Raw genomic sequence first — 19,915 nt, 5'->3', positions numbered from 1 at the left:
TGGAACGTGCAGCAATACTCGTCCAAAGGTGACTGCATCGTAACGCCGTGGCGCAGCAGGAAAGCAGCAGGAAAGTGCGGAGCGGCCGGCCTGGCCGCCCCGCACACCCGGGCTCAGCGACCCAGGTCGGACAGGAAACGCTTGGTGTACTGCAGCGGCGACGTGCTCGGCACCGAATTACAGGTGGGCGAGGCATAGCCGGCATTGGCGCAGGGCGTGTCGCGGTCCAGCGACCAGAAATGCAGGCCGGCCAGGCCGTTGCTCACCGCATAGCTCACCACCGTGTCGGTATTGGCCAGGGTGAAGGTCTCGGCGGTGTTGTCGTTCAAGCCGATCATCGGGGTCAGCTCGATCTTGCTCAGTGGAATGCCATAGGTGTGCTGCAGGTTCCTGGCAGCCTGGATCGCCGACTGCCCCATGTCGCACACGCCATTGCTCACCACGCAGATCGACGGGCCGGCGGCGCCGTAGTCCATCACCATCAGGTTGATGGTGTAGTTGGTCAACGACGGATTCGCCTTGACCGCGCGCACCACCATGTCGCCCAGGCTGTTGACGCCGCCATAGCTGCCGTCGGACGCGGCCAGGGTGGCCAGGGTGAAGGAGAAGCGCAGGCTCGGATGCAGCGACTGGCCATAGGCCGCCGCGGCTACCAGCGCATTGATCTGCGCCTGCGACTGTCCGCCTTCGATGTCGAAATCCACGCCCAGCATCTGCGGCGTGTAGTAGCGCGCCAGGAAGTTGGCCATGCCGGAGGTGCTGCCGCAGGTGAAGCTGCCCGCCGCGCCGCCGGTGGAAACCACGTACGGCAGGCCCGCATTGGAGAGCGCCGCGACGTTGACGCTGGCGAAGGTGGCGCCGGGAATGCCGCCCCAGCTTTCGCTGCCGCATTCGCCGGTGGCGAAGGCCAGGGTGATCGCGCTGAGGTTATGCACGTAGTTGGAATACAGGCTGCCGCTGCCGACCACGGGGATCGCCGTTCCGGTCGCCGCGGCGGTCTGCATGGTGTTGGTGTTCCAGTTGAGATTGATGGTGACGTCCTTGTACGGGCTGTACAGCAGGTTGGCGCCGGTGCCCGGGGGCGGGGGAGGCGTGCCGCCACCACCACCGCCGCCTCCACCGCCACCGCCACCGCCACCGCCACCACCCGAGCCGCCGCAGGCGCCCTGCGACGTCCACGGCTGGCCGCTGCCGGCGCCGCCGTTGTTGGTGGCCGGGTCGTTGCCCTGCGTCCACCAGTTGGCCTTGTAGTTCACGCCGTTCTCGCTGGCGACGTCGCCGCCGACGTAGACGGTACCGGCGCTCCACGCCGCCGCGCAGGCCGGCAGCGATTGCGCGATGGCATTCGATACCGGCGCGGCGCTGAGCAGGCAGGCATAGGCGAGGGCGCTGGCGGTGCTTCCGAGGACCGCCGACAACGTGCGCGATCCCACGTGTTGCTTGGCATGCATAAGACGTTCTCCTCTCTTTGATGGCGCGGCGTAGTGATTGGCCAGGGCGCCGCCGGGCCGGTGTCCCCGAGGGAAGGACGCCGGCCTTGTCCCGTCGCTTGCGGGCCGCTGCGCGTGCTTGGGCAGTCGGCATGCGCCCTGGTACTGACAACGTTGTCTTCTGTTGTCCCGGCAAACTGTGAACCTGGGCGGGAAATGCGCTTCTGCGGCGCAGCACGCGAAATCCTGCGCATGGCCGCGAACGCGGGCGGGACGCGCATGGCGTGACGATCAGGTGAAATTTGACAACGTTATCAGCCGGCGTGCCAGGCGGCCGCAAGAACCGGCGGAGGGATGTACTACCATCGCGGTCCTCCCCACGACGCGAGCGGACGACCATGAAGTTCCTGGTGATGATCTATTGCGACGACAGCATGCTGGCCGAGCTGCCGGACGGGCAGTTCGACACGATGATGCGCGGTTGCCTGGACAAGGCCGACGACTTGAAGCGCAAGGGCATCCTGCTCGACAGCCAGAAGCTGGAAGCGCCCAGGCAGTCGCGCACCATGCGCATCCGCCAGGGCAACACCACCATCGTGGATGGCCCGTTCGCGGAGACCAAGGAATACCTCGGCGGCTTCAACCTGATCGAAGCGAGGGACATGGACGAAGCGATCGAGATCGCCAAGTCTTTCCCCTGGGCCAGCATCGGCAGCATCGAAGTGCGCCCGGTGGCCAGCCTGGAAGCGGAGCGCGAGCGCGTCAGCGTCGCGGCTTGAGCGCGGATGCGAAAACGCCCACCCGCCGGTGCACGGCGGGTGGGCGTTTTGTTTTGGCGCGTCGGCTTATTTTTTCTTCGAGGCGATTTCCGACTCCACCACCATGTCCAGCACATAAGCGGTGGAAGGCGCATCGGCCGGTGGATTCTTGAGGGTGAAGCGCTTGACGCGCAGCACGTTGCGGATGCCCGGCTCGTGCGTATAGCCCTCGATGTCCTGGTACAGCGGCTGCCATTCGCCGGTGCTCTGCACCACGCCGTTCTGGCCGTACTTGCGCTCGCGCACCTGCAGGCACTGCTTGTTGGGAATCAGCGGATGGCTGCAGGGCTTGGCTTCGGCGGCCACTTCGAGGAACACCGTTTCGCCTGCGCTGCCGTAGCGTGTCTCCGCGGTGGGTTCGCCGGTGAAGACCAGGGTGTCGCCGTTGTCCGCGGCCAGGCTCAGCTTCGGCGCGTCGCCTTCGCTCTGCACGCTCACCCGCGGCTGCTGCTGCAGGCGCTGCGAGATGGCGCCGTCGAGAGCGGCCAGCGCCTTGTCCCTGCACGCCATCATGGTCTGCGCCATGGCGCCGAGCTTCAGCCGGCCGCTTTCCACTTCGAAATGGCCGCCCAGGCGGTTGCAGGCGTTGCTGACGCTGAGCCGGTCGCGCACGAAATCCAGCTGCAGCGGCCGGTCGGGGCGCGCGAACAGCGCGTCGATGCGCTTGCCGTCGGCCGCGCTGGCGGCGCTGAGGCGCCAGTGATAGCGGGCGAGGATGCCGGCATCGAAGGTCGATGCCGTGGTGGCGATGGCAGGTGCGGGTGTGGCAGCGGATGCCGACGCGGCGGGGTTGGCGTGATTGGACGGCGTCTGCGAGCAGGCGGCCAGGGCCAGCGGGAGCAGGGCGAGCAGCAGGGGACGGTGGTTCATGGCTTCTCCTTATCGACCGTCGTTCAACGCGGGCAGCGGCACCATGGGGTTGGCGCACGGCGGCGCACGCGTCCGCGTGTCCGGCGCATATGCCATAGCCGGCGTTGCGCTTTCGTCATGACGGAGGCTTCACGCCGCCTGCGCTCCCTTGGCGCGTCAGGCCGACCGGCCATCCCTCCGACCGCAGAGGAATTCGCATGAGCAAGAAACCGAGCATCGTGCTGGTGCATGGCGCCTGGGGCGACGGTTCGCACTGGAGCAAGCTGATTCCGGTGCTGCATGCGAAGGGTTATCGCGTGAGCGCGGTGCAGAACCCGCTCACCTCGCTGGCCGACGATATCGAGCGCACCCGCCGCCTGGTCCAGATGCAGGAAGGGCCGGTGCTGCTGGTCGGCCATTCCTACGGCGGCGCGGTGATTTCAGGCGCGGGCAGCGCGCCGCAGGTGGTGGGATTGGTATATGTGGCGGCCTTTGCGCCCGACGAAGGCGAAGCGGTCGGCGCCCTGCTCGGCCGCGACGAACAGCCCGCCGGCGCCAAGGCGATCCGTCCCGACCCGCACGGCTTCCTGTGGCTGGATCGCAAGCTGTTCAAGGAAAGCTTCTGCCAGGATCTCGGCGACGACGCGGCCCTGATCATGGCCGCCGCGCAGAAGCCCACCGCCGTGCGCTGCTTCGAGGAGACGGCCGGCGCACCCGCCTGGAAGCAGCTGCCCAGCTGGTACCAGGTGTCGCTGGAAGACCACATGATTCCGCCGCAGACGCAGCAATGGATGGCGCAGCGCATCGGCGCGAAGAAGACCGTGGAACTGGCCTCCAGCCATGCCTCGCTGGCGGCGTATCCGCACGAGCTGGCGGCGCTGATCGAAGAGGCGGTCGAACAGCTCTAGCGCGGATCAGGCGCCGCTGGAGCCCAGCGCCACCACGTTGCGCGGCACCGCGTGCGGTTCATGCGCGCCGCGCGCCTGCAGCCATTGCGCGCGCAGCTCGTCGTAGGAGGCGAGCTTGGCCTGCAGCCAGCGCTGCACCTTGGGGCCGAACAGGCTGTCCACCTTGCTTTGCGGCGCGTGCAGGCGGCCGTTGAGCGCGCGGCGCTTCCACGGTTCCTGATCGAGGTCGGCGATCACCTGGGTGCAGTTGTCGTCCAGCGACTGCGCGGGGTCGAGTTCGAGGAAGCGGCACAGCCGCTTCCATTCCTGCTGCGGCTGGGCGATCAGGTCTTCCAGGAACAGCAGGTAATGCCGCGGATGGCTCATATAGCTGCGGTGGATCTGCACCGCGCGATTCCAGCGCCGCGCCCAATGCACCGCGCCGCCGCCGAAGGCGTCGTCGCTGCCGTCGAACAGCAGGCTGGCGTCGATCAGCGAGGCGATCACTTCCGCGCCGGGGCGGATCACGTGCACGAAGCGCGCATCCGGCACCAGGCTTTCGATCTCCGGCAGATAGAGCAAGTGGTTCGGCGTCTTCTCCAGCCACATGCCGCGTTCCGCGGCGAGCGCGAGTTCGTCGAGCAGGCGGACAAAGCGGCGCTGCAAGGTATGCATGCGCAGCGACGGCCGCGGCAGCGCGTCGGGCGCCGCGGTGGTGATGCGCTGCAGGGAGAGAAACAGCTCGCGCTCGTGCTTGCGGGTGAAGCCCAGCCGCTGGCGCAGCCGCGGCGCGCGGTGCCTGGCATGTGCATCGCCCCAGCGCCAAGCCAGGTTGCCGTGCAGGTGCGCGAAGAAACCGGTCTCCGGCAGCGAGAACACGGCGGGGTGCCGGGCCAGCATGGCCTGGACGACGGTGGTGCCGGAGCGGGGGCAGCCGACCACAAAGGTTCGTTTCATCGCGAAGGCTTCCCCGGGGAACGCGTGGCCACGGACGTCATGGCCATGAGTAGCGACCAACGCAGGATTCCACGATGCGTTGACAGATGCCAGGTTCAAAAACCTGCGCCGCGCGGTTCGACAGCACGCACGATCCCCGCTACCGTGCCGGCGTTCTCCGGCCGGCCACGTTCATGTCCGTTTCTGCGCCCGGTGCGCGCGGCGCCATGCACCGCGTGGTGCTGGACACCAATGTCTGCCTCGACCTGTTCGTGTTCCGCGATCCCGCGGTGGCGCGCCTGGCGCGCGCGCTGGCGGAAGGTGCGGTGGAAGCGGTGACCGATGCCGCCTGCCGCGAGGAATGGCGCCGCGTGCTGGCCTATCCGCGGCTGGCGCTGGATGAGGCGGCTCAGCAGGCGGCGCTGGACGAGCACGACCGCTGGATTCGTCTGGCCGCTGAAGCATCGAACGCAGCGCCAGGCATCCGCCTGCCGCGCTGCGCCGATCCGGACGATCAGAAATTCCTGGAGCTCGCGCTCGCCGCCGGCGCGGCCTGGCTGCTGAGCAAGGACAAGGAGGTGCTGCGCCTGGGCCGGCGCACCTTGCGCGACGGCCTGTTTGCGATCGCGACGCCGGCGGACTGGCTGCGCGCGCAGCCGGGCGAGGCTTGAGCTAAGGTCGCCGCCATGGAACCGGTACTGATCTATTGCCCTTACTGCGGCGAAGCGATCGAGATCTATGTCGACGACTCGGTCGAGGGGCAGACCTATGTGGAGGACTGCCAGGTCTGCTGCCGCCCGATCGTGCTCAGCGTGGCGCTGGACGAAGACGGCGCGCCGAGCGTGCGCGCGGCGCGCGAGGACGACGCTTAAGCCGCGATCGGCAGCGTCTCGATCACGCCCACGCCCATGTGGTCGAACTTGGCGCGCGTGGCCAGGTCGCTCTCCGGCGTGACCGGGCGGGTGAGATCCCACAGCACGTGGGATGTGAAACCGAGCGCGGCCGCGTCCTGCGCCGTCCACAGCACGCACACGTCGCGCGCCAGGCCGCATACGTAGACCTCGTCCACGCCGCGCCCGCGCAGCCAGTCGGCCAGCTCGGTGCTGGGGCGGGTGCCGTTGGGGCCGTAGTTCTCGCGGAAGCCGCTGTAGGAATCGACCCGGGGGTCGCAGCCCTTGCGCACCACCAGATCCAGCCTGGACCAATCGATGGCCGGATGCAGCGCGGCGCCGGGCGTGTCCTGCACGCAGTGCTCGGGCCACAAGGTCTGCGCGTGGCCGTACAGCGGGATGCGTTCGAACGGTGCGCGGCCGGGATGGCTGCTGGCGAAGGACACGTGCCCGCGCGGATGCCAGTCCTGCGTGGCGACCACATGGCGGAAGGCGCGGCTGTCCAGCAGGCGGCGGATGCCCGGCACGATGGCGTCGCCTTCGTGGCAGGCCAGGCTGCCGCCGGGCATGAAGTCCGGCTGCACGTCCACAACGATAAGGGCGGCGCGTTGGCTGATGGGGTATCGCATGGAGGTGTCGCGGGCAGGGTGTCTCGGTGGCTGAGTCTAGCCCTACCACCGCGGCTTGAGGTGTGACGCGGTGGGCGTCGGGCCGACCGCTGAGGGCCGCCGACCGGCACTGCGTCACATCCGGAGGAAATCCCCGCCTTGCAGGCATAATGCGCAAACGGTTACGCGGGACAGCGGGATACAGATGCATTACGACCAATCGTGGATGGGCTACGGGATCGTCGGTGGCCTGGAGGCCGGCGCCATCTCGGCGGTGGTGGCTTTCCTGCTGTATGCGCTGTTCAACTGGATCGGCAACCGCAACGACTGGGCCCACGGCATGCGTACCGGCTGGTCCAGCATGCTGGCCCTGCTGCTGACCGCCAGCGGCGACCTGTGGGACATGGTGTATTTCAATTACGGCCGCGTGGAATCGATCCAGTTCCTCAAGGTGAAGCTGGCCGAAGTGCACGATTTCGACGGCGTCGGCACCCGCGTGTTCTTCGAATTCCTCGGCGTGGCGGCGGGCGTGTTCCTGTCGCGCCTGCTGTTCCGGCGCAGGCACGACGACAAGGACGCCTAAGCCCGCCGCTGGATCAGCCCCAGCACCTCGTTTTCCTGCGCCTGCATGGCGCCCTGCAGATGGTCGACGAACAGGCGGATGCGCGCCGGCAGGTAGTCGCGGCTGGGATAGATCGCATAGATATGCGCTTCCTGGATGGCGCAGTCGGTCAGCACCGGCACCAGCCGCCCGGCGCGCACGTCGGCGGCGATATCCCAGATCGATTTAAACGCCAGCCCATGGCCGGCGATGGCCAGCTCGCGCATCAGGTCGCCGCTGTCGGTGGTGAGCGCGGCGTCCAGCCGCAGCGGGCGCGGCCCCTCGGGCGTCTGCAGCATCCACGGCAGGATGCCGCGGCCGGGGCGGTGCAGCATCAGGCAGGCGTGGTGGGCCAGGTCGCCGGTGTCCGTGGGACGGCCGTGTTTCTCCAGGTAGGCCGGCGCCGCGCACACCACCCGGTAGTTGAGCGCGACGCGGCGCGAGATCAGCCGCGAATCGGCCATGGCGCCGCTGCGCACGGCCACGTCCACGCCGTGCTCGAACAGGTCGAGCATGGCGTCGGAGGCGCTGATGCGCATGCGCAGCTCAGGATGCAGCGCGGCGAACTGCGCCGCCAGCGGGCCGACGTATTGCCGGCCCAGGTCCAGCGCGGTGGACACGTGCAGCGCGCCGCGCACTTCCAGCTGGCCCAGCCGCACGGCGGCGTTGGCGTCGTCCAGGTCGGCCAGGATGCCGACGCAGCGCTCGTAGTAGCAGTTGCCCTCGCCGGTAAGGGCCAGCCGGCGCGAGCTGCGCTGGAGCAGCCGCACGCCCAGCGCCTGTTCCAGCCGGGACAGCCGCTTGCTGGCCACGGCCGGCGACAGGTTCAGCTCGCGCCCGGCGGCGGACAGGCTGCCGGAGCCGACCGCGCGCACGAACAGGCGCATGTCCTCGAGTTCGACCATCTTCAATTTTCCGGAAAAGATGATTGCGCAGTTTCGGCAATTCCCGTCCGATCCGGCAAGCAGCACAGTGCTGCTTCCCTTTTCCCCAAGGCAGGCAGATGACTTCGCACGACCATTCCAGGGCCGCCCTGCTGGCTCTGTCGGTGGCGGCCTTCGCCATCGGCACCACCGAGTTCGTGATCATGGGCCTGCTGCCGGAGGTGGCGGCGGACCTCAGGGTGAGCATTCCTTCCGCCGGCCTGCTGGTGTCCGGCTATGCGCTGGGCGTGGCGGCCGGCGCGCCGCTGCTGGCCGCGCTGACCGCCCGCATGGAGCGCCGCAATGCCTTGCTGGCGCTGCTGGGCCTGTTCATCGCCGGCAATGCGCTGTGCGCGGTCGCGCCCAACTATGCGGTGCTGATGCTGGCGCGGGTGGTGGCGGCGTTCTGCCATGGCTCGTTCTTCGGCATCGGCGCGGTGGTGGCCTCGCACGTGGTGCCGCGCGGGCAGGGCGCCCGCGCCATCGCGCTGATGTTCGCCGGGCTGACCCTGGCCAATGTGCTGGGCGTGCCGTTCGGCACCTTCCTGGGGCAGTGGGCGGGCTGGCGTTCCACTTTCGGCGCGGTGACGGTGCTGGGCGTGGTCGCGGCGCTCGGCGTGTGGCGCCTGGTGCCGGCGCTGCCGGACCTGCATGCGCCGGACATGCGCCGCGAGATGGCCGTGCTGCGCCAGCCGCAGGTGCTGCTGGCGCTGGCCATGACGGTGCTGGGCTTCGGCGGCGTGTTCACCGTGTTCACCTATATCGCGCCGATCCTGCAGAGCCAGTCGCATATCGGCGTGGGCGCCACCGGCTGGGTGCTGGTGCTGTTCGGCGCGGGCACCACGCTGGGCAACCTGCTCGGCGGACGCCTGGCCGACTGGCGCCTGATGCCGTCGCTGGTGGCGATCCTGATCGCGCTGACGCTGATCCTGGTCGCGTTCACCTGGACCATGCACAGCTCCATGGCCGCCATCGCCACCGTGTTCGTATGGGGCGTGGCCGCGTTCGCCACGGTGCCGCCGCTGCAGATGCGCGTGGTGCAGCAGGCGGTGGATGGGCCGCATCTGGCGTCCACCTTGAACATCGCGGCGTTCAACCTGGGCAATGCGATCGGTGCGTTTATCGGCGGCGCGGTGATCGACCGCGGCCCCGGTCTGCCGGCGCTTGGGTTTGCCGGCGCGGCCGTTACCGCGCTGGGCCTGCTGGTCACCGTGTGGAGCATGGCGCTGGAACGGCGCCGCGCCGCGTCGGCCGCCTGCGCGGTCCATGCCTGATTCTTTCGAAGGAACTCTCGTGAGCACACAGATCAAGACCGCCCTGGTGGTCGGGGCGCAAGGTGTCATCGGCCGCAATCTGATCGACCATCTGCGCACGCTGGACGACTGGCGCGTGATCGGCCTTTCGCGCCGCGGCGGCAGCTCGGACGAACGCGTGCGCCATATCGCGGTGGACCTGCTCGATGCCGCCGACACGCAGGCCAAGCTCGCGCCGCTGGGCGACGTGACCCACGTGTTCTACGCCGCCTACCAGGACCGCCCCAGCTGGGCCGAACTGGTGCCGCCGAATGTGGCCATGCTGCGCCACGTGCTCGACGCGATCGAGCCGGTGGCGAACGGCCTGCAGCACGTGAGCCTGATGCAGGGCTACAAGGTCTACGGCGGCCACCTCGGCCCGTTCAAGACGCCGGCGCGCGAAACCGACGCGCACTTCATGCCGCCGGAATTCATGCACGACCAGCAGCGTTTGCTGGAAGCGCGCCAGCAGGGCAAGGCCTGGAGCTGGACGGCGATCCGTCCGTCGGTGGTCGGCGGCTTTGCGCTGGGCAATCCGATGAATCTGGCGCTGGCCATCGCGGTGTATGCGTCGATGTCGAAGGAGCTGGGCATTCCGCTGCGTTTTCCGGGCAAGCCCGGCGCCTACGACCGCCTGCTGGAAATGACCGATGCCGGCCTGCTTGCGCGCGCCACCGTGTGGGCCGCCACCGATGCGCGCTGCGCCAACCAGGCCTTCAACATCAACAACGGCGACCTGTTCCGCTGGAACGAGATGTGGCCGTTCATCGCCAGGTATTTCGAACTGGAAACCGCACCGCCGCTGCCCCTGTCGCTGGACAGCGTGATGGCCGACAAGGAGCCGCTGTGGCGGCAGATGCAGGCGCGGCATGCACTGGAGCCGCATGCGTATGCCGACGTATCGTCGTGGCGTTTCGCCGACTTCGTGTTCTCCTGGGACTACGACATGTTCGGCGACGGCTCCAAGGCGCGCCGCTTCGGTTTCCACGAGTACGTGGATACGCGCGCCATGTTCGCCGCCTTGTTCGACGATTTCCGCCGGCGCAGGATCATCCCTTGAACCGGCCATCCCCTTACTTGATTCCGGAGTCGCCATGAAAGCCGTCGCCTACCGCCGTTCGCTGCCCATCACCGATGCCGAAAGCCTGCTCGACGTCACCCTGCCGGAACCCCGGCCCGGCGGCCGCGACCTGCTGGTGCGGGTGGAGGCGGTGTCGGTGAATCCGGTGGATACCAAGATCCGCCAGCGCGTCGATCCGCAGGGCGCCGACAAGGTGCTGGGCTGGGATGCGGCCGGCACGGTGGTGGCGGTGGGCGGCGAGGTCACGCTGTTCAAGCCCGGCGACCAGGTCTATTACGCCGGCGCCATCGACCGCCCCGGCAGCAATGCCGAGCTGCAGGTGGTGGACGAACGCATCGCCGGCCGCAAGCCCGGCACGCTGGACATGCTGCAGGCCGCGGCGCTGCCGCTCACCACCATCACCGCGTGGGAGCTGCTGTTCGACCGCTTCGCCATCGCGCGCGGCAACGCGGCGCATACCGGCGCGGTGCTGATCGTGGGCGCGGCTGGCGGCGTGGGTTCGATGGCGGTGCAGCTGGCGCGGCGTCTGACCAACCTCACGGTGATCGGCACCGCGTCGCGCCCGGAAACGCAGGAGTGGGTGCGCGAGCTCGGCGCGCATCACGTGGTCGACCATCGCGGCGACCTCAAGGCGCAGGTACTGGCGGTGGTGCCGCAGGGCGTCGACTACGTGCTGAGCCTGACGCATACCGAGCAGCACTATCCGGTGCTGGTGGAGCTGCTCAAGCCGCAGGGCAAGTTCGGCCTGATCGACGATCCTGACGGCGTGCTCGACATCGGCCTGCTCAAGCGCCGCAGCCTGTCGCTGGAGTTCATGTTCACCCGGCCGCTGTTCCAGACCGAGGACATGAAGGCGCAGCATCAGCTGCTCAATGAAGTGGCGGATCTGGTCGACGCGGGGGTGTTGCGCACGACTTTGCGCGAGCACGTCGGTTCGATCGATGCGGCGAATCTGCGGCGCGCGCACGAGCGGCTGGAGAGTGGCAGCGCGATCGGCAAATTGGTGTTGGGCGGTTGGGGTTCGTAAACCTCACGCTCGACCGTCATTCCGGCCTGCGCCGGAATGACGGGCTTTCTACTTGCCCAGCAACCGATCCGCCATCTGCCTTGCCTGCTGCCGGATCTCCGGCATCGCCGTCGATTCCCAGAACGTGCCGCGCAGCAGGCTGCCCATTGCATAAAGATGCGGCCAGGCCTCGCCGTCGTGGCACAGGCGGCCTTCCGTGGTGGCGGCGCAGCCCAGGCCCAGCGGGTCGGGCGTGATGTGGCCGTTGGTCGCCAGCTGGCTTACCAGCGGGTGGCCGGTGCGGCGCACGTCGGTGTTGAGGCCGATGGTCTGGATCACCAGGTCGGTATCCAGCGCCTGCGGCGTGCTGCTGCCGGTGGGCGTGATGCTCAGGTGCAGATGGTCGCCTTCCACGTCCGCCGCATGCAGGCGCGCGCGTTCGCGGCGGAAGCGGCCGGCCTGTTCCAGCGCCTGCATCTGCGCCATCACCTGCGGCGCCATGCGATGGCGCGCGCGTTCCCAGGCCCAGCGCGCGTGGCGCAGGAAGCGGGCGCGCTCCTCCTGCGGCAGGGCTTGCCACAGCGCAGGGGTGTGCGGACGCATGCTGTCGATCACCACGCGCCAGTCCTCGCTGTGCGCGATGGCGTCGCGCAGCAGGCGCATCCACGAGCGCAGATCCGGCGCGGCCTGCATCGCTTCGATCAGGTCGGCGCCGTCGTCGCTGGGCGCGCTGGCCGAGGCCAGGTGCGCTTCCGGCAGCAGGCCGTGGCGCGAGATCGCGGTGAAGCTCGCATTCGGCCACAGCGCGGCCAGCTCCAGCACCACGTCGACGGCGGTGAGGCCCAGGCCGACCAGCACCACCTTGCGCGGCGCCGGATCCGGCTGCGCCTGGGCGAGAAAGGACCACGGATTGACCACATAGCGCCCGCTGGCGATGGCCGCGTCGCTCACGCCGCTCAGCGGCTGCGGCGGCAGGCCGCCCAGCGCAAGCACCGCCGCGTCGACATGCGTGGTTTCCTCGCCCTGCAGGATGGTGACGCCGTCGTGTTCCGGCACCAGGCCGTCGACCTTGAACGGAATCACGCGCACGTCATGGCCGAGCGCCTTGGCGCGTTCCAGCGCGTGTTCGACTTCGGCTTCGAGATAATCGCCATAGAGCCGGCGCGGCAGGAAATCGGTGCCGGCGATGCTGTGGTCGCCGCGCTGGGCGAAATCCAGAAAGCCGCGCGGCTTGCTGGCGAACATGCTCATGGAAGCCGCGCGCACGTTGAGCAGATGCCGCTCCGAGCGCGTGCCGTAGGCCACGCCGCGTCCGGGCGCATCGCCGCCGGTGAACCAGTCCAGGTGCAGGGACTGCGCCGGCTGGCGGTCCAGCAGCTCGCTCAGCAGCGTCGCCGCCGCCGCGCCGCCGCCGATGATGGCGACCCGTCGATACATGCCACTCCTTTGTTGGTGGATACCGGCTGCGGAAAGGCCGAAGCGCTCAGGCGCTCAGCCGGCCGGTGATCGCGGCGCGTTGCGGCCGGGCGAGCCACTGGTCGCCCTCGGCGCTGCGCTCATACGCGAGGTACTTTGCCAGATCGCCGCCGTAGACGTGAAGCGTGAGCGCCGTGTCGTGCCGCGAAAGATTGCGGCAGCGGTGCGCATAGCCGGCATCGGCGTCGAACCAGGTGGCGTCGCCGGGGCCGAGCCAGTCCTGGCCCTTGAGGCTCAGCTCGCCGCTGGCCGCGTCGCGCGACCAGGCCTGTACTTCCAGTGCGCCGTGCACGGCCATTTCCAGGCCCCACAGGCCATCGTGGTCGTGCACGGGCGTGGCGTGATTGGCCGGCCACGCCATCACCAGGATGCTGACGCCCGGCTTGCCGCGCGTGGCCAGCAGCCAGCGCTCGAAACCGCGCTCGCGCGTGCGCAGTTCCTTCAATCCTTCGTTGAGTGCCGCACCGTCGCGATGGACCACGCGGCCCAGTTCGCGCGCCATGGCGGCGAGGTCGGGATGCTTGCCGACGCCGAGGTCGAAAGCGATATCACGCAACGCCTTGAGGGTGTGCATGGAATGCTTCATGCGATGGAGCTCGGTTGGAACCGGGCGGCAGTGGACCATGCGCACCGTTAAGGACCTGTAACACGCACGCCCCGGTTGCCCTGTGACTTCCGGGGCACATGACTTCCGTGCCATGCATCGCAGGAAGCCGCGGGCGCATGCTGTCTGCGTGGCCGGATGGATGAGCGCCACCAGGAGGAAACCTCATGTTCGTGCTAAGCGTGATCGTGATGGCGGTGCTGGCGCTGTGGCTGGTCGGCGCGCTGGTCGGCGTGGTGTTCAAGTTCACCTTCGCCATCGTGGGCGGCGTGTTCAGTGCGCTGGGCGCCTTGCTCGGGGTGGTGATCGCCGGCGTGGTGCTGGTGGCGATGGCGCCGATCGTCTTGCTGGCGCTGCTGCCGGCCTTGCTGCCGGCGCTGATGATCGCCGGGCTGGTGTGGCTGGTGGTGCGCGCGACGCGCCCCGCGCCTGCCGCTCCCGCCATCGACAAACCGGTGCAGCCATAAAGTTGCCGTGAGGGGCCGGCCGGTCGCCTTTGCGAACGGAACGGCCGGCCCCTTGTTTCACGCCGGGCTTTTGCCGCGACTCACAGCTCGCGCAGTTCGAAGCTCACCGGCACCCGCGCCCATGCGGGCACCGCATGCCCTTGCGCCGTGGCCGGCTGGAAGCGCCAGTTGGCCAGCACCTGTTCGCGCGCGCTCTTGTCGAGCAGGTCGGAGCCGCTGGATTTCTCGATCGTCACCTGCGTGGGCTTGCCTTCGGCGTCGACCAGCACGCGCAGCATCACGGTGCCGTGCAGCTTGCGGCGGATCGCCACCGACGGGAAGGTGAGCGGCGCGCTGCGGTAGGCGAGCGTCGCTTCGATCGGCGCGGGATCCGCGACCGGCGCGGTGTTGACGGCCGGCTCGATGGTCGGCACCACCGGCGGCGCGGCGATATTGCCGTCGACGGTGGGCGTGACGGCCGGTGGCTGCGGTGCCTTGGGCAAGGTGCGCGGCACGGCCGGCGGCGTCTTCGGCAATGCCTTCAGTTCGATCTGCGGCGGAGCGGGTGGCTCCGGTTGGGGCGTGATCCAGGTCACCACGATCTCGGGCGTCTTCTTGACCGCCTCGACGATCTGCGGCGCCATCGGCCGCATCACGGCCAGCAGGGCGGCGAGATTGAGCGCGATCGCCGCGCTGAGAGCGGCAATGCGGACCTTGTCGGGATGAGCGTGCGACGGACGATAAGCGACAGCCAGGCTTGCGGACGGCATGAGCGACCTCCTGACGAATGCGATGTGTTGGACGCGCCAGTCGCACGCTGCGTGGGGACGCAGAGGGATCGTGCCTGAACGCGCGTTCAGACTATGCCGGTCAGAAGCGGATGTGCAAGTAGTGTGTAGAGAGGCCGGACGGGAGTACGCTCCGGGCGATTCCTCCCGCTGAACCCCTTCCCGGATTTTTTCAGTGCGCCACCAGCATGGGCAGGTCGCCATGCATGAACAGGTGGCGGGTGGTGCCGCCCAGCACCATCTGGGCCAGGCGCGAGCGGCTCCAGGCGCCCATCACCAGTAGATCCGCCCGGTGCGCGTGGGCGGCGTCCAGGATCAGCGTGCCGGCGGCGTGGGTGGGGCCGGCGTCCAGGGTCTGGATGCGGGCGCGGATGCCATGGCGTTCCAGCCAGTCGGCCAGGCCCGGCGGGGGCAGCACCGCGATCGAATCGGCATACATCTCGCTGCCGTCCAGCAGCAGCACTTCGTCGGCCTTCTGCAGCAGCGGCGCCGCCGCGGCCAGGGCCAGGGCGGATTCGCGGCTGCCGTTCCAGGCCACCAGGGCGCGCGCGCCGAGGGTGTCGCCGATCTGGGCGATGTCCGGCACCACCAGCACCGGGCGGTCGCTGCCGAACACGCAGCGCGAGACGGTGCCGAAGCCCACCGGCGCGTCGCTGCGCTGCTGGCTGCGTTCCATCACCAGGAAGTCGTAGCCGGCGGCGGCCTGGCAGACGGTCTGCACCGTGTCGCCCTGGGCCACGCGCCACTGGCCGCTCAGGCCGCGGGAGGCGAGCAGCTGCTGCCACTGCGTGCCGTGTTCTTCCGCCTCGACGCAGCGGCGGCGGGTTTCCTCCAGCTGGACCGGCACGGCCTCCGGCAGGCTGAAGGCGGCGGCCGGCAGGTCGGCCACGTAGAGCCCGTCCAGCCGCGCGCCCAATCTGGCCGCCAGGGCCACGGCCGCGCGCGGGCCGGGAGTGTGCAGATCGGTTTCCTGGAGGTACAGCAGCAGATCGGTGCTAGGCATGAAGCCACTCCTTCGCCAGTCCGTCCCCAGCTTACCCCGCGGGTGCCGGCGCGGATGGACGCCGGACAAAAAAAGGCCCCGCACAGTGGGCGGGGCTCAATGAGCCGGGCATCGGGGGAGAGAGGGGGAGATGCCCGGACGACGAAGAGTGCGCCCGGGCGGCTTTGCATCCTGTTCAATAGGCGTGAATATGCCATTCACGGCCGTTCATGCACGGGGCCACACAATCGCGTGTCCCGGACAGGCGCCGGGTGGGGCAAATAAGAAAAAGCTTCGAGGAGAAGGTCATGGGGAAAACCTGGCTGGGCTGTGCCGTGCTGTCGGCCGCCCTCTTTGCGGCGCTGCCGGCGCCTGCCCATGCGGCCGACGTGTCCTGCCGGATGGACTTCCAGGTCTCCGGCTGGTCGGTCTTCTACCAGACGGCTTCCGGCAGCGGCACGGTCCATTGCGACAACGGCCAGAGCATGGCGGTGCGCATCCGGGTCAAGGGCGGCGGCCTTACCTTCGGCAAGACCAAGATCACCCACGGCGTGGGCAAGTTCACCGGCGTCGACGGCATCGGCCAGATCAAGGGGCATTACGCCAATGCCCAGGTCCATGCCGGCGCGGAAAAATCCGCCGCGGCCCAGGTGCTGACCAAGGGCAATGTCTCGCTGGCGCTCAGCGGCACCGGCGAGGGCTGGAACATCGGCGTCGCCTTCGGCGCCTTCATCATCGAATAGCGCCCGTTTCCCTTCGCCGCGCCCACCGTGCGCGGCAGTATGCAAGCCCCGGCCGCGCGGGTAAGGTGGGCGGGAGCGCCAGCCGGCGCATCCCCGCTTTCGAGGAAGTCCCCATGTCGGTTTCGTCCAGCGCCGCCCCGCGCTATGCCTTCGGCGACGAACTTGCCAGCAGCGTGCTGCATGGCATCGGCATCCTGCTCAGCATCGCCGGACTCGCCACCCTGGTCGCCTATGCCGCCATGCTGGGCGATGCCCGCGCGGTGGTGGCCAGCGCGGTGTTCGGCAGCACGCTGATCCTGTGCTACACGGCCTCCACGCTGTACCACGCCATTCCCGGCGAACTGCCCAAGCGCGTGCTGCGCACGCTCGACCATATCGCCATCTTCCTGCTGATCGCCGGCACCTATACGCCGTTCACCCTGATCGCCCTGCCGGGCGCGTGGGGCTGGAGCCTGTTCGGTGCGATCTGGGCGCTGGCCATCGCCGGCAGCGCGCTGGAGCTGGGCCTGCTCAAGCGCTCGCGCAAGCTCGCCGTGCTGCTGTACGTGGCCATGGGCTGGGTCGGCATGATCGCGTTCAAGCCGCTGAGCGCGCACCTGGAAAGCGGCGGCATGGCGCTGCTGATCGCCGGCGGCGTGGCGTATACCGCCGGCGTGCCGTTCTACCTGGCGCGGCGCATGCCGTATCACCACACGGTGTGGCATTTCTTCGTGCTTGCCGGCAGCGTGCTGCATTACCTGGCGGTGCTGCTGTACGTGATTCCCGACCAGGCCGCGTGAGCGCCGCCCGCCAGGAGCTGGAAGACGCCGCCACGCATCTGGGCCTGGCCCACGAACTGCGCTTCAAGCCGATGTTCGGCGGCCTGTTCGCCTACTTCGCCGAGCGGCCCTGCGCGTGGATCGACGCCGCGGGGCTGGCGCTGAAAGTCGCGCCGGAACAGCAGGCCGAACTGCTGAAGATCGAAGGCGTCACCCGCTTCGTCCACGCCGAAGGCGCCCAGCCGAGCCGGCACTACCTGCGGCTTCCGCCCGCGCTTACCCGCGACACGCCCGTGTTCGCCGCCTGGCTGGAACGCAGCCTGCGCGCGCCGCAAAAAAAGCCGGCGCGCAAGCGCCGGCCTTGAGGCGAAGCGTACCGCCCATGCGGGCGGCCGGCTTCAACGCTTCTTGTTGTACTGCGGAATGAACTGCGCACGCACCGCTTCGGCCAGCTGTTCCGGCGGCAGCAGGCCCTGGCCGATCACGAAGTCGTTGAAGGCCTTGCGGTCGAAGCGCGAACCCAGCGCCAGTTCGGTTTCCAGGCGCAGCTGCTGCAGGCGCATGTAGCCGTAGAAATACGCCGTGGCCTGGCCGGGGCTGTTGAAGGTGTAGCGGTCCAGCTCCTGCCGCGCCATGGCTTCCGACAGGCCCACCTCGTGGGTGAGCACGTCGTGCGCGCGCTCGCGCGTGATCAGTCCCAGGTTGAGCATCGGGTCCAGGTAGGCGCGCGCCGCACGCAGCATGCGCGCCTGCAGCGCGGCGAGCTGGCCGGCCGGCGGCTCGTACGGCAGCGTTTCGGCTTCCGCATACAGCGCCCAGCCTTCCACGTTCACGCTGTTGAAGGCGAACAGGCTGCGCGCCAGCGACACGCCGCGCTCCACCATCGCGGCGAACTGCAGCTCGTGTCCGGGACGGCCTTCGTGCGCGGTCAGCGTCCAGGCGGCGGCCTTGTAGGTGAAGTCGTCGTAGGAGTCGGAACTGCCCGACTTCGACGAAGGATTACCCATGGTCAGCACGAAGGTGCCCTGTTCGCCCTTGTTGTTGATGAAGGGCGGCGGATCCATATGCGGCGCCGGCACCGCCGCGGCTTCCGCCTCGGACGCCATGCGGATGGCCATCTTGCGGTCGGGCAGGGTGACGATGCGCTCGCGGCGGATGATCTCCTCGATCTTGCCGATCACCTCGTGGTACCAGGGCATCACCTGGTCCTTGGTCAGCTGCTGCTTCTTAAGCGCCTTCATCACGTCGCGGTAGTCGGTGGCCTGGATGTTCTCGGCCTTGGCCACCACCGGCGCCATCATCTGCATGGCCTGGCGCAGCTCGACGAATTCCAGCTCGGCCTGCTTGATCAGTTCCTGCGGCGGGATATCGATGCCGACCTGCTTGAGGTTGTAGGCGTACAGCGGTTCCGGCAGGCGGAAGTCGGCGCGCGTGCGCGGCAGCACGGTGCTGCGGATCCAGGCGTCGTAGTCCTTCAGCTGGCTGTCCAGCGCATCGAGCGCCGCCTTGCCATCGGGCGTATCCAGCTTGTACTTGGCGAACAGCTGGCGGATGCCGTCGGCGTAGCGCTGGGTATTGGCCAGCTTCTGTTCGATCTCGCCCTTGTACGGGCCGAGCAGCGACTTGTTGTCCAGCCGCTCGGTGGTGCGCGCCTTGGCCAGCGTGGCGATCGGCTCGCAGCCCGGCGCCTTGCCGACGTAGCACTGCAGGCGGTTGAGCGCGAGCGCGCGGCGCTTGGGATCGACGTCGTCCTTCAGCAGCACGAACTCGCCGTTGAAAATGAGCTGCGCCACGTCCTGCACCGGCAGCATGTACTGGCGGTTGAGGTCGATGCCCTCGATCTGCTCGTCCACCGACTTGAGCATGATCTGCAGGTCCTGCCGCACATTGGCGTCCTTCTCGGCCACCAGCAGCTTTTGCAGCTTGCCCTTCACCTCGACCATGGCCGCGCGCGTGCGCTCGTCGATGCCGGGCTTGAGGTCGGTGACTTTGTCGTCGTAGCCCGGGATGCCGATCTGCGAGGCGGACTCGGGCGAGAAGCGCGCGGTCGCGTCGAGCAGCACCTTGGCGTCGGCATTGCTGCGCTCGATCCATTCGGGCGACTTGGCTTGCGCGTGGGCGGCACCGGCCGCCGCCAGCGCGGCGGCGATCACGAAGGCGAGAGGTCTGGACATGGAAGGATTCCCTGTAAGGTCTGGCCAGCCTAGGCGGCCGGCGGGTTGCGCGCCTGTGCCGAACGGCGGGGCGCCAGGCCGATCAGCCGATCAGCATGGCGAAGCCGAACAGCCCGATCATCAACAGCGAAATCACCAGCTTCACCAGGGTGCCGAACAACAGACCCAGCCAGGTGCCCACGCCCACATGGGCCGAGCGCAGCACGCTGTTGCCCGAGGCCAGCTCCCCCGCCAGCGCGCCGAGGAACGGCCCCAGCAGCAGCCCGGGGATGCCGAAGAACATGCCGACCACCGTGCCCAGCGAAGCCCCCCACAGCGCCGTCTTGCTCGCCCCGACCCGCTTGGCTCCCAGCACGCCGGCCATGAAATCCACCAGTACGCCGAACGCGCCGAGCGCGCCGATCACCAGCAGCCAGCCGGTGCCCACGCGCTGGTATTCGTTCACCGCCGCAGCCAGCCAGATACCGCCGAAGATCATGGGGATGCCCGGCAGCGCCGGCAGGATGTTGCCGACGACGCCGCCGATCATGAGCAGGGCGGCCAGCACGTAGAGGGCGATATCCATACAGCTCCCGGCGCGTGACGGTGGAGGATCGGCCACAATAGGCCGCATTGCGCATGGC

23 protein-coding genes are annotated in these 19,915 nt (G+C 68.7%); 12 read left to right on the top strand and 11 right to left on the bottom strand.

Annotation, left to right across the window (positions count from 1 at the left end):
- Window positions 1-113: 113 nt before the first annotated feature.
- Entirely contained in the window at window positions 114-1,451 is a 1,338-nt protein-coding gene (locus ISN75_RS19345; RefSeq protein WP_168648211.1) for a carbohydrate-binding protein, read from the bottom strand.
- A 377-nt stretch (window positions 1,452-1,828) separates the two neighbouring features.
- On the opposite strand from ISN75_RS19345, the gene ISN75_RS19340 reads away from it, so the two are divergent.
- Window positions 1,829-2,209, top strand: a complete 381-nt coding sequence (locus tag ISN75_RS19340; RefSeq protein ID WP_167258615.1) for a YciI family protein — start codon at window positions 1,829-1,831, stop codon at window positions 2,207-2,209.
- A gap of 66 nt (window positions 2,210-2,275) precedes the next feature.
- Here ISN75_RS19340 and ISN75_RS19335 read toward each other — a convergent pair whose 3' ends face one another.
- A complete protein-coding gene (locus ISN75_RS19335) occupies window positions 2,276-3,118 on the bottom strand; it encodes an META and DUF4377 domain-containing protein (RefSeq protein WP_343817651.1) in 843 nt (280 codons plus the stop codon).
- A gap of 197 nt (window positions 3,119-3,315) precedes the next feature.
- Between ISN75_RS19335 and ISN75_RS19330 the strand changes: the two genes are divergently transcribed.
- The gene (locus ISN75_RS19330) at window positions 3,316-4,005 is read left to right on the top strand and encodes an alpha/beta hydrolase (protein WP_167258611.1); all 690 of its coding nucleotides are present in this window, start codon (window positions 3,316-3,318) and stop codon (window positions 4,003-4,005) included.
- Window positions 4,006-4,011: 6 nt separating this feature from the next.
- Here ISN75_RS19330 and ISN75_RS19325 read toward each other — a convergent pair whose 3' ends face one another.
- A complete protein-coding gene (locus ISN75_RS19325) occupies window positions 4,012-4,941 on the bottom strand; it encodes a sulfotransferase family protein (protein ID WP_168648209.1) in 930 nt (309 codons plus the stop codon).
- Between the two features lie 173 nt (window positions 4,942-5,114).
- On the opposite strand from ISN75_RS19325, the gene ISN75_RS19320 reads away from it, so the two are divergent.
- Both ISN75_RS19320 and ISN75_RS19315 read left to right on the top strand, forming a co-directional pair.
- Complete coding sequence (locus ISN75_RS19320; protein WP_343817649.1) at window positions 5,115-5,591, top strand: putative toxin-antitoxin system toxin component, PIN family; 477 nt, start codon at window positions 5,115-5,117, stop codon at window positions 5,589-5,591.
- A 15-nt stretch (window positions 5,592-5,606) separates the two neighbouring features.
- Window positions 5,607-5,792, top strand: a complete 186-nt coding sequence (locus ISN75_RS19315) for a CPXCG motif-containing cysteine-rich protein (protein ID WP_167258605.1) — start codon at window positions 5,607-5,609, stop codon at window positions 5,790-5,792.
- On the opposite strand, the gene pncA is transcribed toward ISN75_RS19315, so the two are convergent.
- Window positions 5,789-6,439, bottom strand: coding sequence for a bifunctional nicotinamidase/pyrazinamidase (pncA, locus tag ISN75_RS19310; protein ID WP_167258603.1), 651 nt, complete (start codon window positions 6,437-6,439; stop codon window positions 5,789-5,791). The genes ISN75_RS19315 and pncA overlap by 4 nt on opposite strands.
- A 184-nt stretch (window positions 6,440-6,623) precedes the next feature.
- Between pncA and ISN75_RS19305 the strand changes: the two genes are divergently transcribed.
- Window positions 6,624-7,001 carry a hypothetical protein gene (locus tag ISN75_RS19305; protein WP_167258601.1) on the top strand — a complete coding sequence of 126 codons (378 nt, stop codon included), beginning with the start codon at window positions 6,624-6,626 and terminating at the stop codon, window positions 6,999-7,001.
- Here the strand turns inward: ISN75_RS19305 and ISN75_RS19300 are convergent.
- The gene (locus tag ISN75_RS19300; protein ID WP_168648207.1) at window positions 6,998-7,924 is read right to left on the bottom strand and encodes a LysR family transcriptional regulator; all 927 of its coding nucleotides are present in this window, start codon (window positions 7,922-7,924) and stop codon (window positions 6,998-7,000) included. The genes ISN75_RS19305 and ISN75_RS19300 overlap by 4 nt on opposite strands.
- 98 nt (window positions 7,925-8,022) lie before the next feature.
- Between ISN75_RS19300 and ISN75_RS19295 the strand changes: the two genes are divergently transcribed.
- From ISN75_RS19295 to ISN75_RS19285, 3 genes are read left to right on the top strand one after another with little or no spacing between them, the layout of a single operon-like run.
- Window positions 8,023-9,216, top strand: coding sequence for an MFS transporter (locus tag ISN75_RS19295; RefSeq protein WP_168648206.1), 1,194 nt, complete (start codon window positions 8,023-8,025; stop codon window positions 9,214-9,216).
- Between the two features lie 19 nt (window positions 9,217-9,235).
- Window positions 9,236-10,294 (top strand): SDR family oxidoreductase, encoded by a 1,059-nt coding sequence (locus tag ISN75_RS19290; protein ID WP_343203690.1) that lies wholly within the window; start codon window positions 9,236-9,238, stop codon window positions 10,292-10,294.
- 34 nt (window positions 10,295-10,328) lie between these two features.
- Window positions 10,329-11,342, top strand: a complete 1,014-nt coding sequence (locus ISN75_RS19285) for a zinc-binding alcohol dehydrogenase family protein (RefSeq protein ID WP_343817645.1) — start codon at window positions 10,329-10,331, stop codon at window positions 11,340-11,342.
- Window positions 11,343-11,390: 48 nt separating this feature from the next.
- Here ISN75_RS19285 and ISN75_RS19280 read toward each other — a convergent pair whose 3' ends face one another.
- Window positions 11,391-12,758, bottom strand: coding sequence for an FAD/NAD(P)-binding protein (locus ISN75_RS19280; RefSeq protein ID WP_167258591.1), 1,368 nt, complete (start codon window positions 12,756-12,758; stop codon window positions 11,391-11,393).
- Window positions 12,759-12,804: 46 nt separating this feature from the next.
- The gene (locus ISN75_RS19275) at window positions 12,805-13,371 is read right to left on the bottom strand and encodes a cysteine dioxygenase (protein WP_243868253.1); all 567 of its coding nucleotides are present in this window, start codon (window positions 13,369-13,371) and stop codon (window positions 12,805-12,807) included.
- Between the two features lie 197 nt (window positions 13,372-13,568).
- Here ISN75_RS19275 and ISN75_RS19270 point away from each other — a divergent pair, with 197 nt between their 5' ends.
- Window positions 13,569-13,868, top strand: coding sequence for a hypothetical protein (locus ISN75_RS19270; protein WP_167258589.1), 300 nt, complete (start codon window positions 13,569-13,571; stop codon window positions 13,866-13,868).
- 80 nt (window positions 13,869-13,948) lie between these two features.
- Here ISN75_RS19270 and ISN75_RS19265 read toward each other — a convergent pair whose 3' ends face one another.
- Both ISN75_RS19265 and ISN75_RS19260 read right to left on the bottom strand, forming a co-directional pair.
- Entirely contained in the window at window positions 13,949-14,617 is a 669-nt protein-coding gene (locus ISN75_RS19265; RefSeq protein ID WP_167258587.1) for an energy transducer TonB, read from the bottom strand.
- A gap of 190 nt (window positions 14,618-14,807) precedes the next feature.
- Complete coding sequence (locus ISN75_RS19260) at window positions 14,808-15,638, bottom strand: universal stress protein (protein ID WP_167258585.1); 831 nt, start codon at window positions 15,636-15,638, stop codon at window positions 14,808-14,810.
- Window positions 15,639-15,925: 287 nt separating this feature from the next.
- On the opposite strand from ISN75_RS19260, the gene ISN75_RS19255 reads away from it, so the two are divergent.
- The 3 genes from ISN75_RS19255 (at window position 15,926) to ISN75_RS19245 (ending at window position 17,483) form a co-directional block, all read left to right on the top strand.
- A complete protein-coding gene (locus ISN75_RS19255) occupies window positions 15,926-16,360 on the top strand; it encodes a hypothetical protein (protein ID WP_167258583.1) in 435 nt (144 codons plus the stop codon).
- A 113-nt stretch (window positions 16,361-16,473) separates the two neighbouring features.
- Complete coding sequence (gene trhA / locus ISN75_RS19250) at window positions 16,474-17,139, top strand: PAQR family membrane homeostasis protein TrhA (protein WP_167258581.1); 666 nt, start codon at window positions 16,474-16,476, stop codon at window positions 17,137-17,139.
- A complete protein-coding gene (locus ISN75_RS19245) occupies window positions 17,136-17,483 on the top strand; it encodes a TfoX/Sxy family protein (protein ID WP_343203639.1) in 348 nt (115 codons plus the stop codon). Before trhA ends, ISN75_RS19245 begins: the two co-directional genes overlap by 4 nt.
- A 33-nt stretch (window positions 17,484-17,516) precedes the next feature.
- Here ISN75_RS19245 and ISN75_RS19240 read toward each other — a convergent pair whose 3' ends face one another.
- Together ISN75_RS19240 and ISN75_RS19235 are read right to left on the bottom strand one after the other, a co-directional pair.
- Window positions 17,517-19,292 carry a DUF885 domain-containing protein gene (locus ISN75_RS19240; RefSeq protein WP_343817639.1) on the bottom strand — a complete coding sequence of 592 codons (1,776 nt, stop codon included), beginning with the start codon at window positions 19,290-19,292 and terminating at the stop codon, window positions 17,517-17,519.
- An 82-nt stretch (window positions 19,293-19,374) separates the two neighbouring features.
- Entirely contained in the window at window positions 19,375-19,857 is a 483-nt protein-coding gene (locus ISN75_RS19235) for a DUF456 domain-containing protein (RefSeq protein WP_167258577.1), read from the bottom strand.
- Window positions 19,858-19,915: the final 58 nt, after the last annotated feature.

It is taken from the genome of Dyella marensis (assembly GCF_049532885.1).
Lineage (GTDB): Bacteria > Pseudomonadota > Gammaproteobacteria > Xanthomonadales > Rhodanobacteraceae > Dyella_D > Dyella_D marensis.
This window is presented reverse-complemented; position numbering and strand designations above follow the sequence as displayed.

Bases quoted from the DNA above. Each gene is read 5' to 3' on its own strand.
- ISN75_RS19345 (WP_168648211.1), bottom strand. From the start codon at position 1,451: ATGCATGCCAAGCAACACGTGGGATCGCGCACGTTGTCGGCGGTCCTC.
- ISN75_RS19340 (WP_167258615.1), top strand. From the start codon at position 1,829: ATGAAGTTCCTGGTGATGATCTATTGCGACGACAGCATGCTGGCCGAG.
- ISN75_RS19335 (WP_343817651.1), bottom strand. From the start codon at position 3,118: ATGAACCACCGTCCCCTGCTGCTCGCCCTGCTCCCGCTGGCCCTGGCC.
- ISN75_RS19330 (WP_167258611.1), top strand. From the start codon at position 3,316: ATGAGCAAGAAACCGAGCATCGTGCTGGTGCATGGCGCCTGGGGCGAC.
- ISN75_RS19325 (WP_168648209.1), bottom strand. From the start codon at position 4,941: ATGAAACGAACCTTTGTGGTCGGCTGCCCCCGCTCCGGCACCACCGTC.
- ISN75_RS19320 (WP_343817649.1), top strand. From the start codon at position 5,115: ATGTCCGTTTCTGCGCCCGGTGCGCGCGGCGCCATGCACCGCGTGGTG.
- ISN75_RS19315 (WP_167258605.1), top strand. From the start codon at position 5,607: ATGGAACCGGTACTGATCTATTGCCCTTACTGCGGCGAAGCGATCGAG.
- pncA (WP_167258603.1), bottom strand. From the start codon at position 6,439: ATGCGATACCCCATCAGCCAACGCGCCGCCCTTATCGTTGTGGACGTG.
- ISN75_RS19305 (WP_167258601.1), top strand. From the start codon at position 6,624: ATGCATTACGACCAATCGTGGATGGGCTACGGGATCGTCGGTGGCCTG.
- ISN75_RS19300 (WP_168648207.1), bottom strand. From the start codon at position 7,924: ATGGTCGAACTCGAGGACATGCGCCTGTTCGTGCGCGCGGTCGGCTCC.
- ISN75_RS19295 (WP_168648206.1), top strand. From the start codon at position 8,023: ATGACTTCGCACGACCATTCCAGGGCCGCCCTGCTGGCTCTGTCGGTG.
- ISN75_RS19285 (WP_343817645.1), top strand. From the start codon at position 10,329: ATGAAAGCCGTCGCCTACCGCCGTTCGCTGCCCATCACCGATGCCGAA.
- ISN75_RS19280 (WP_167258591.1), bottom strand. From the start codon at position 12,758: ATGTATCGACGGGTCGCCATCATCGGCGGCGGCGCGGCGGCGGCGACG.
- ISN75_RS19275 (WP_243868253.1), bottom strand. From the start codon at position 13,371: ATGCACACCCTCAAGGCGTTGCGTGATATCGCTTTCGACCTCGGCGTC.
- ISN75_RS19270 (WP_167258589.1), top strand. From the start codon at position 13,569: ATGTTCGTGCTAAGCGTGATCGTGATGGCGGTGCTGGCGCTGTGGCTG.
- ISN75_RS19265 (WP_167258587.1), bottom strand. From the start codon at position 14,617: ATGCCGTCCGCAAGCCTGGCTGTCGCTTATCGTCCGTCGCACGCTCAT.
- ISN75_RS19260 (WP_167258585.1), bottom strand. From the start codon at position 15,638: ATGCCTAGCACCGATCTGCTGCTGTACCTCCAGGAAACCGATCTGCAC.
- ISN75_RS19255 (WP_167258583.1), top strand. From the start codon at position 15,926: ATGGGGAAAACCTGGCTGGGCTGTGCCGTGCTGTCGGCCGCCCTCTTT.
- trhA (WP_167258581.1), top strand. From the start codon at position 16,474: ATGTCGGTTTCGTCCAGCGCCGCCCCGCGCTATGCCTTCGGCGACGAA.
- ISN75_RS19240 (WP_343817639.1), bottom strand. From the start codon at position 19,292: ATGTCCAGACCTCTCGCCTTCGTGATCGCCGCCGCGCTGGCGGCGGCC.
- ISN75_RS19235 (WP_167258577.1), bottom strand. From the start codon at position 19,857: ATGGATATCGCCCTCTACGTGCTGGCCGCCCTGCTCATGATCGGCGGC.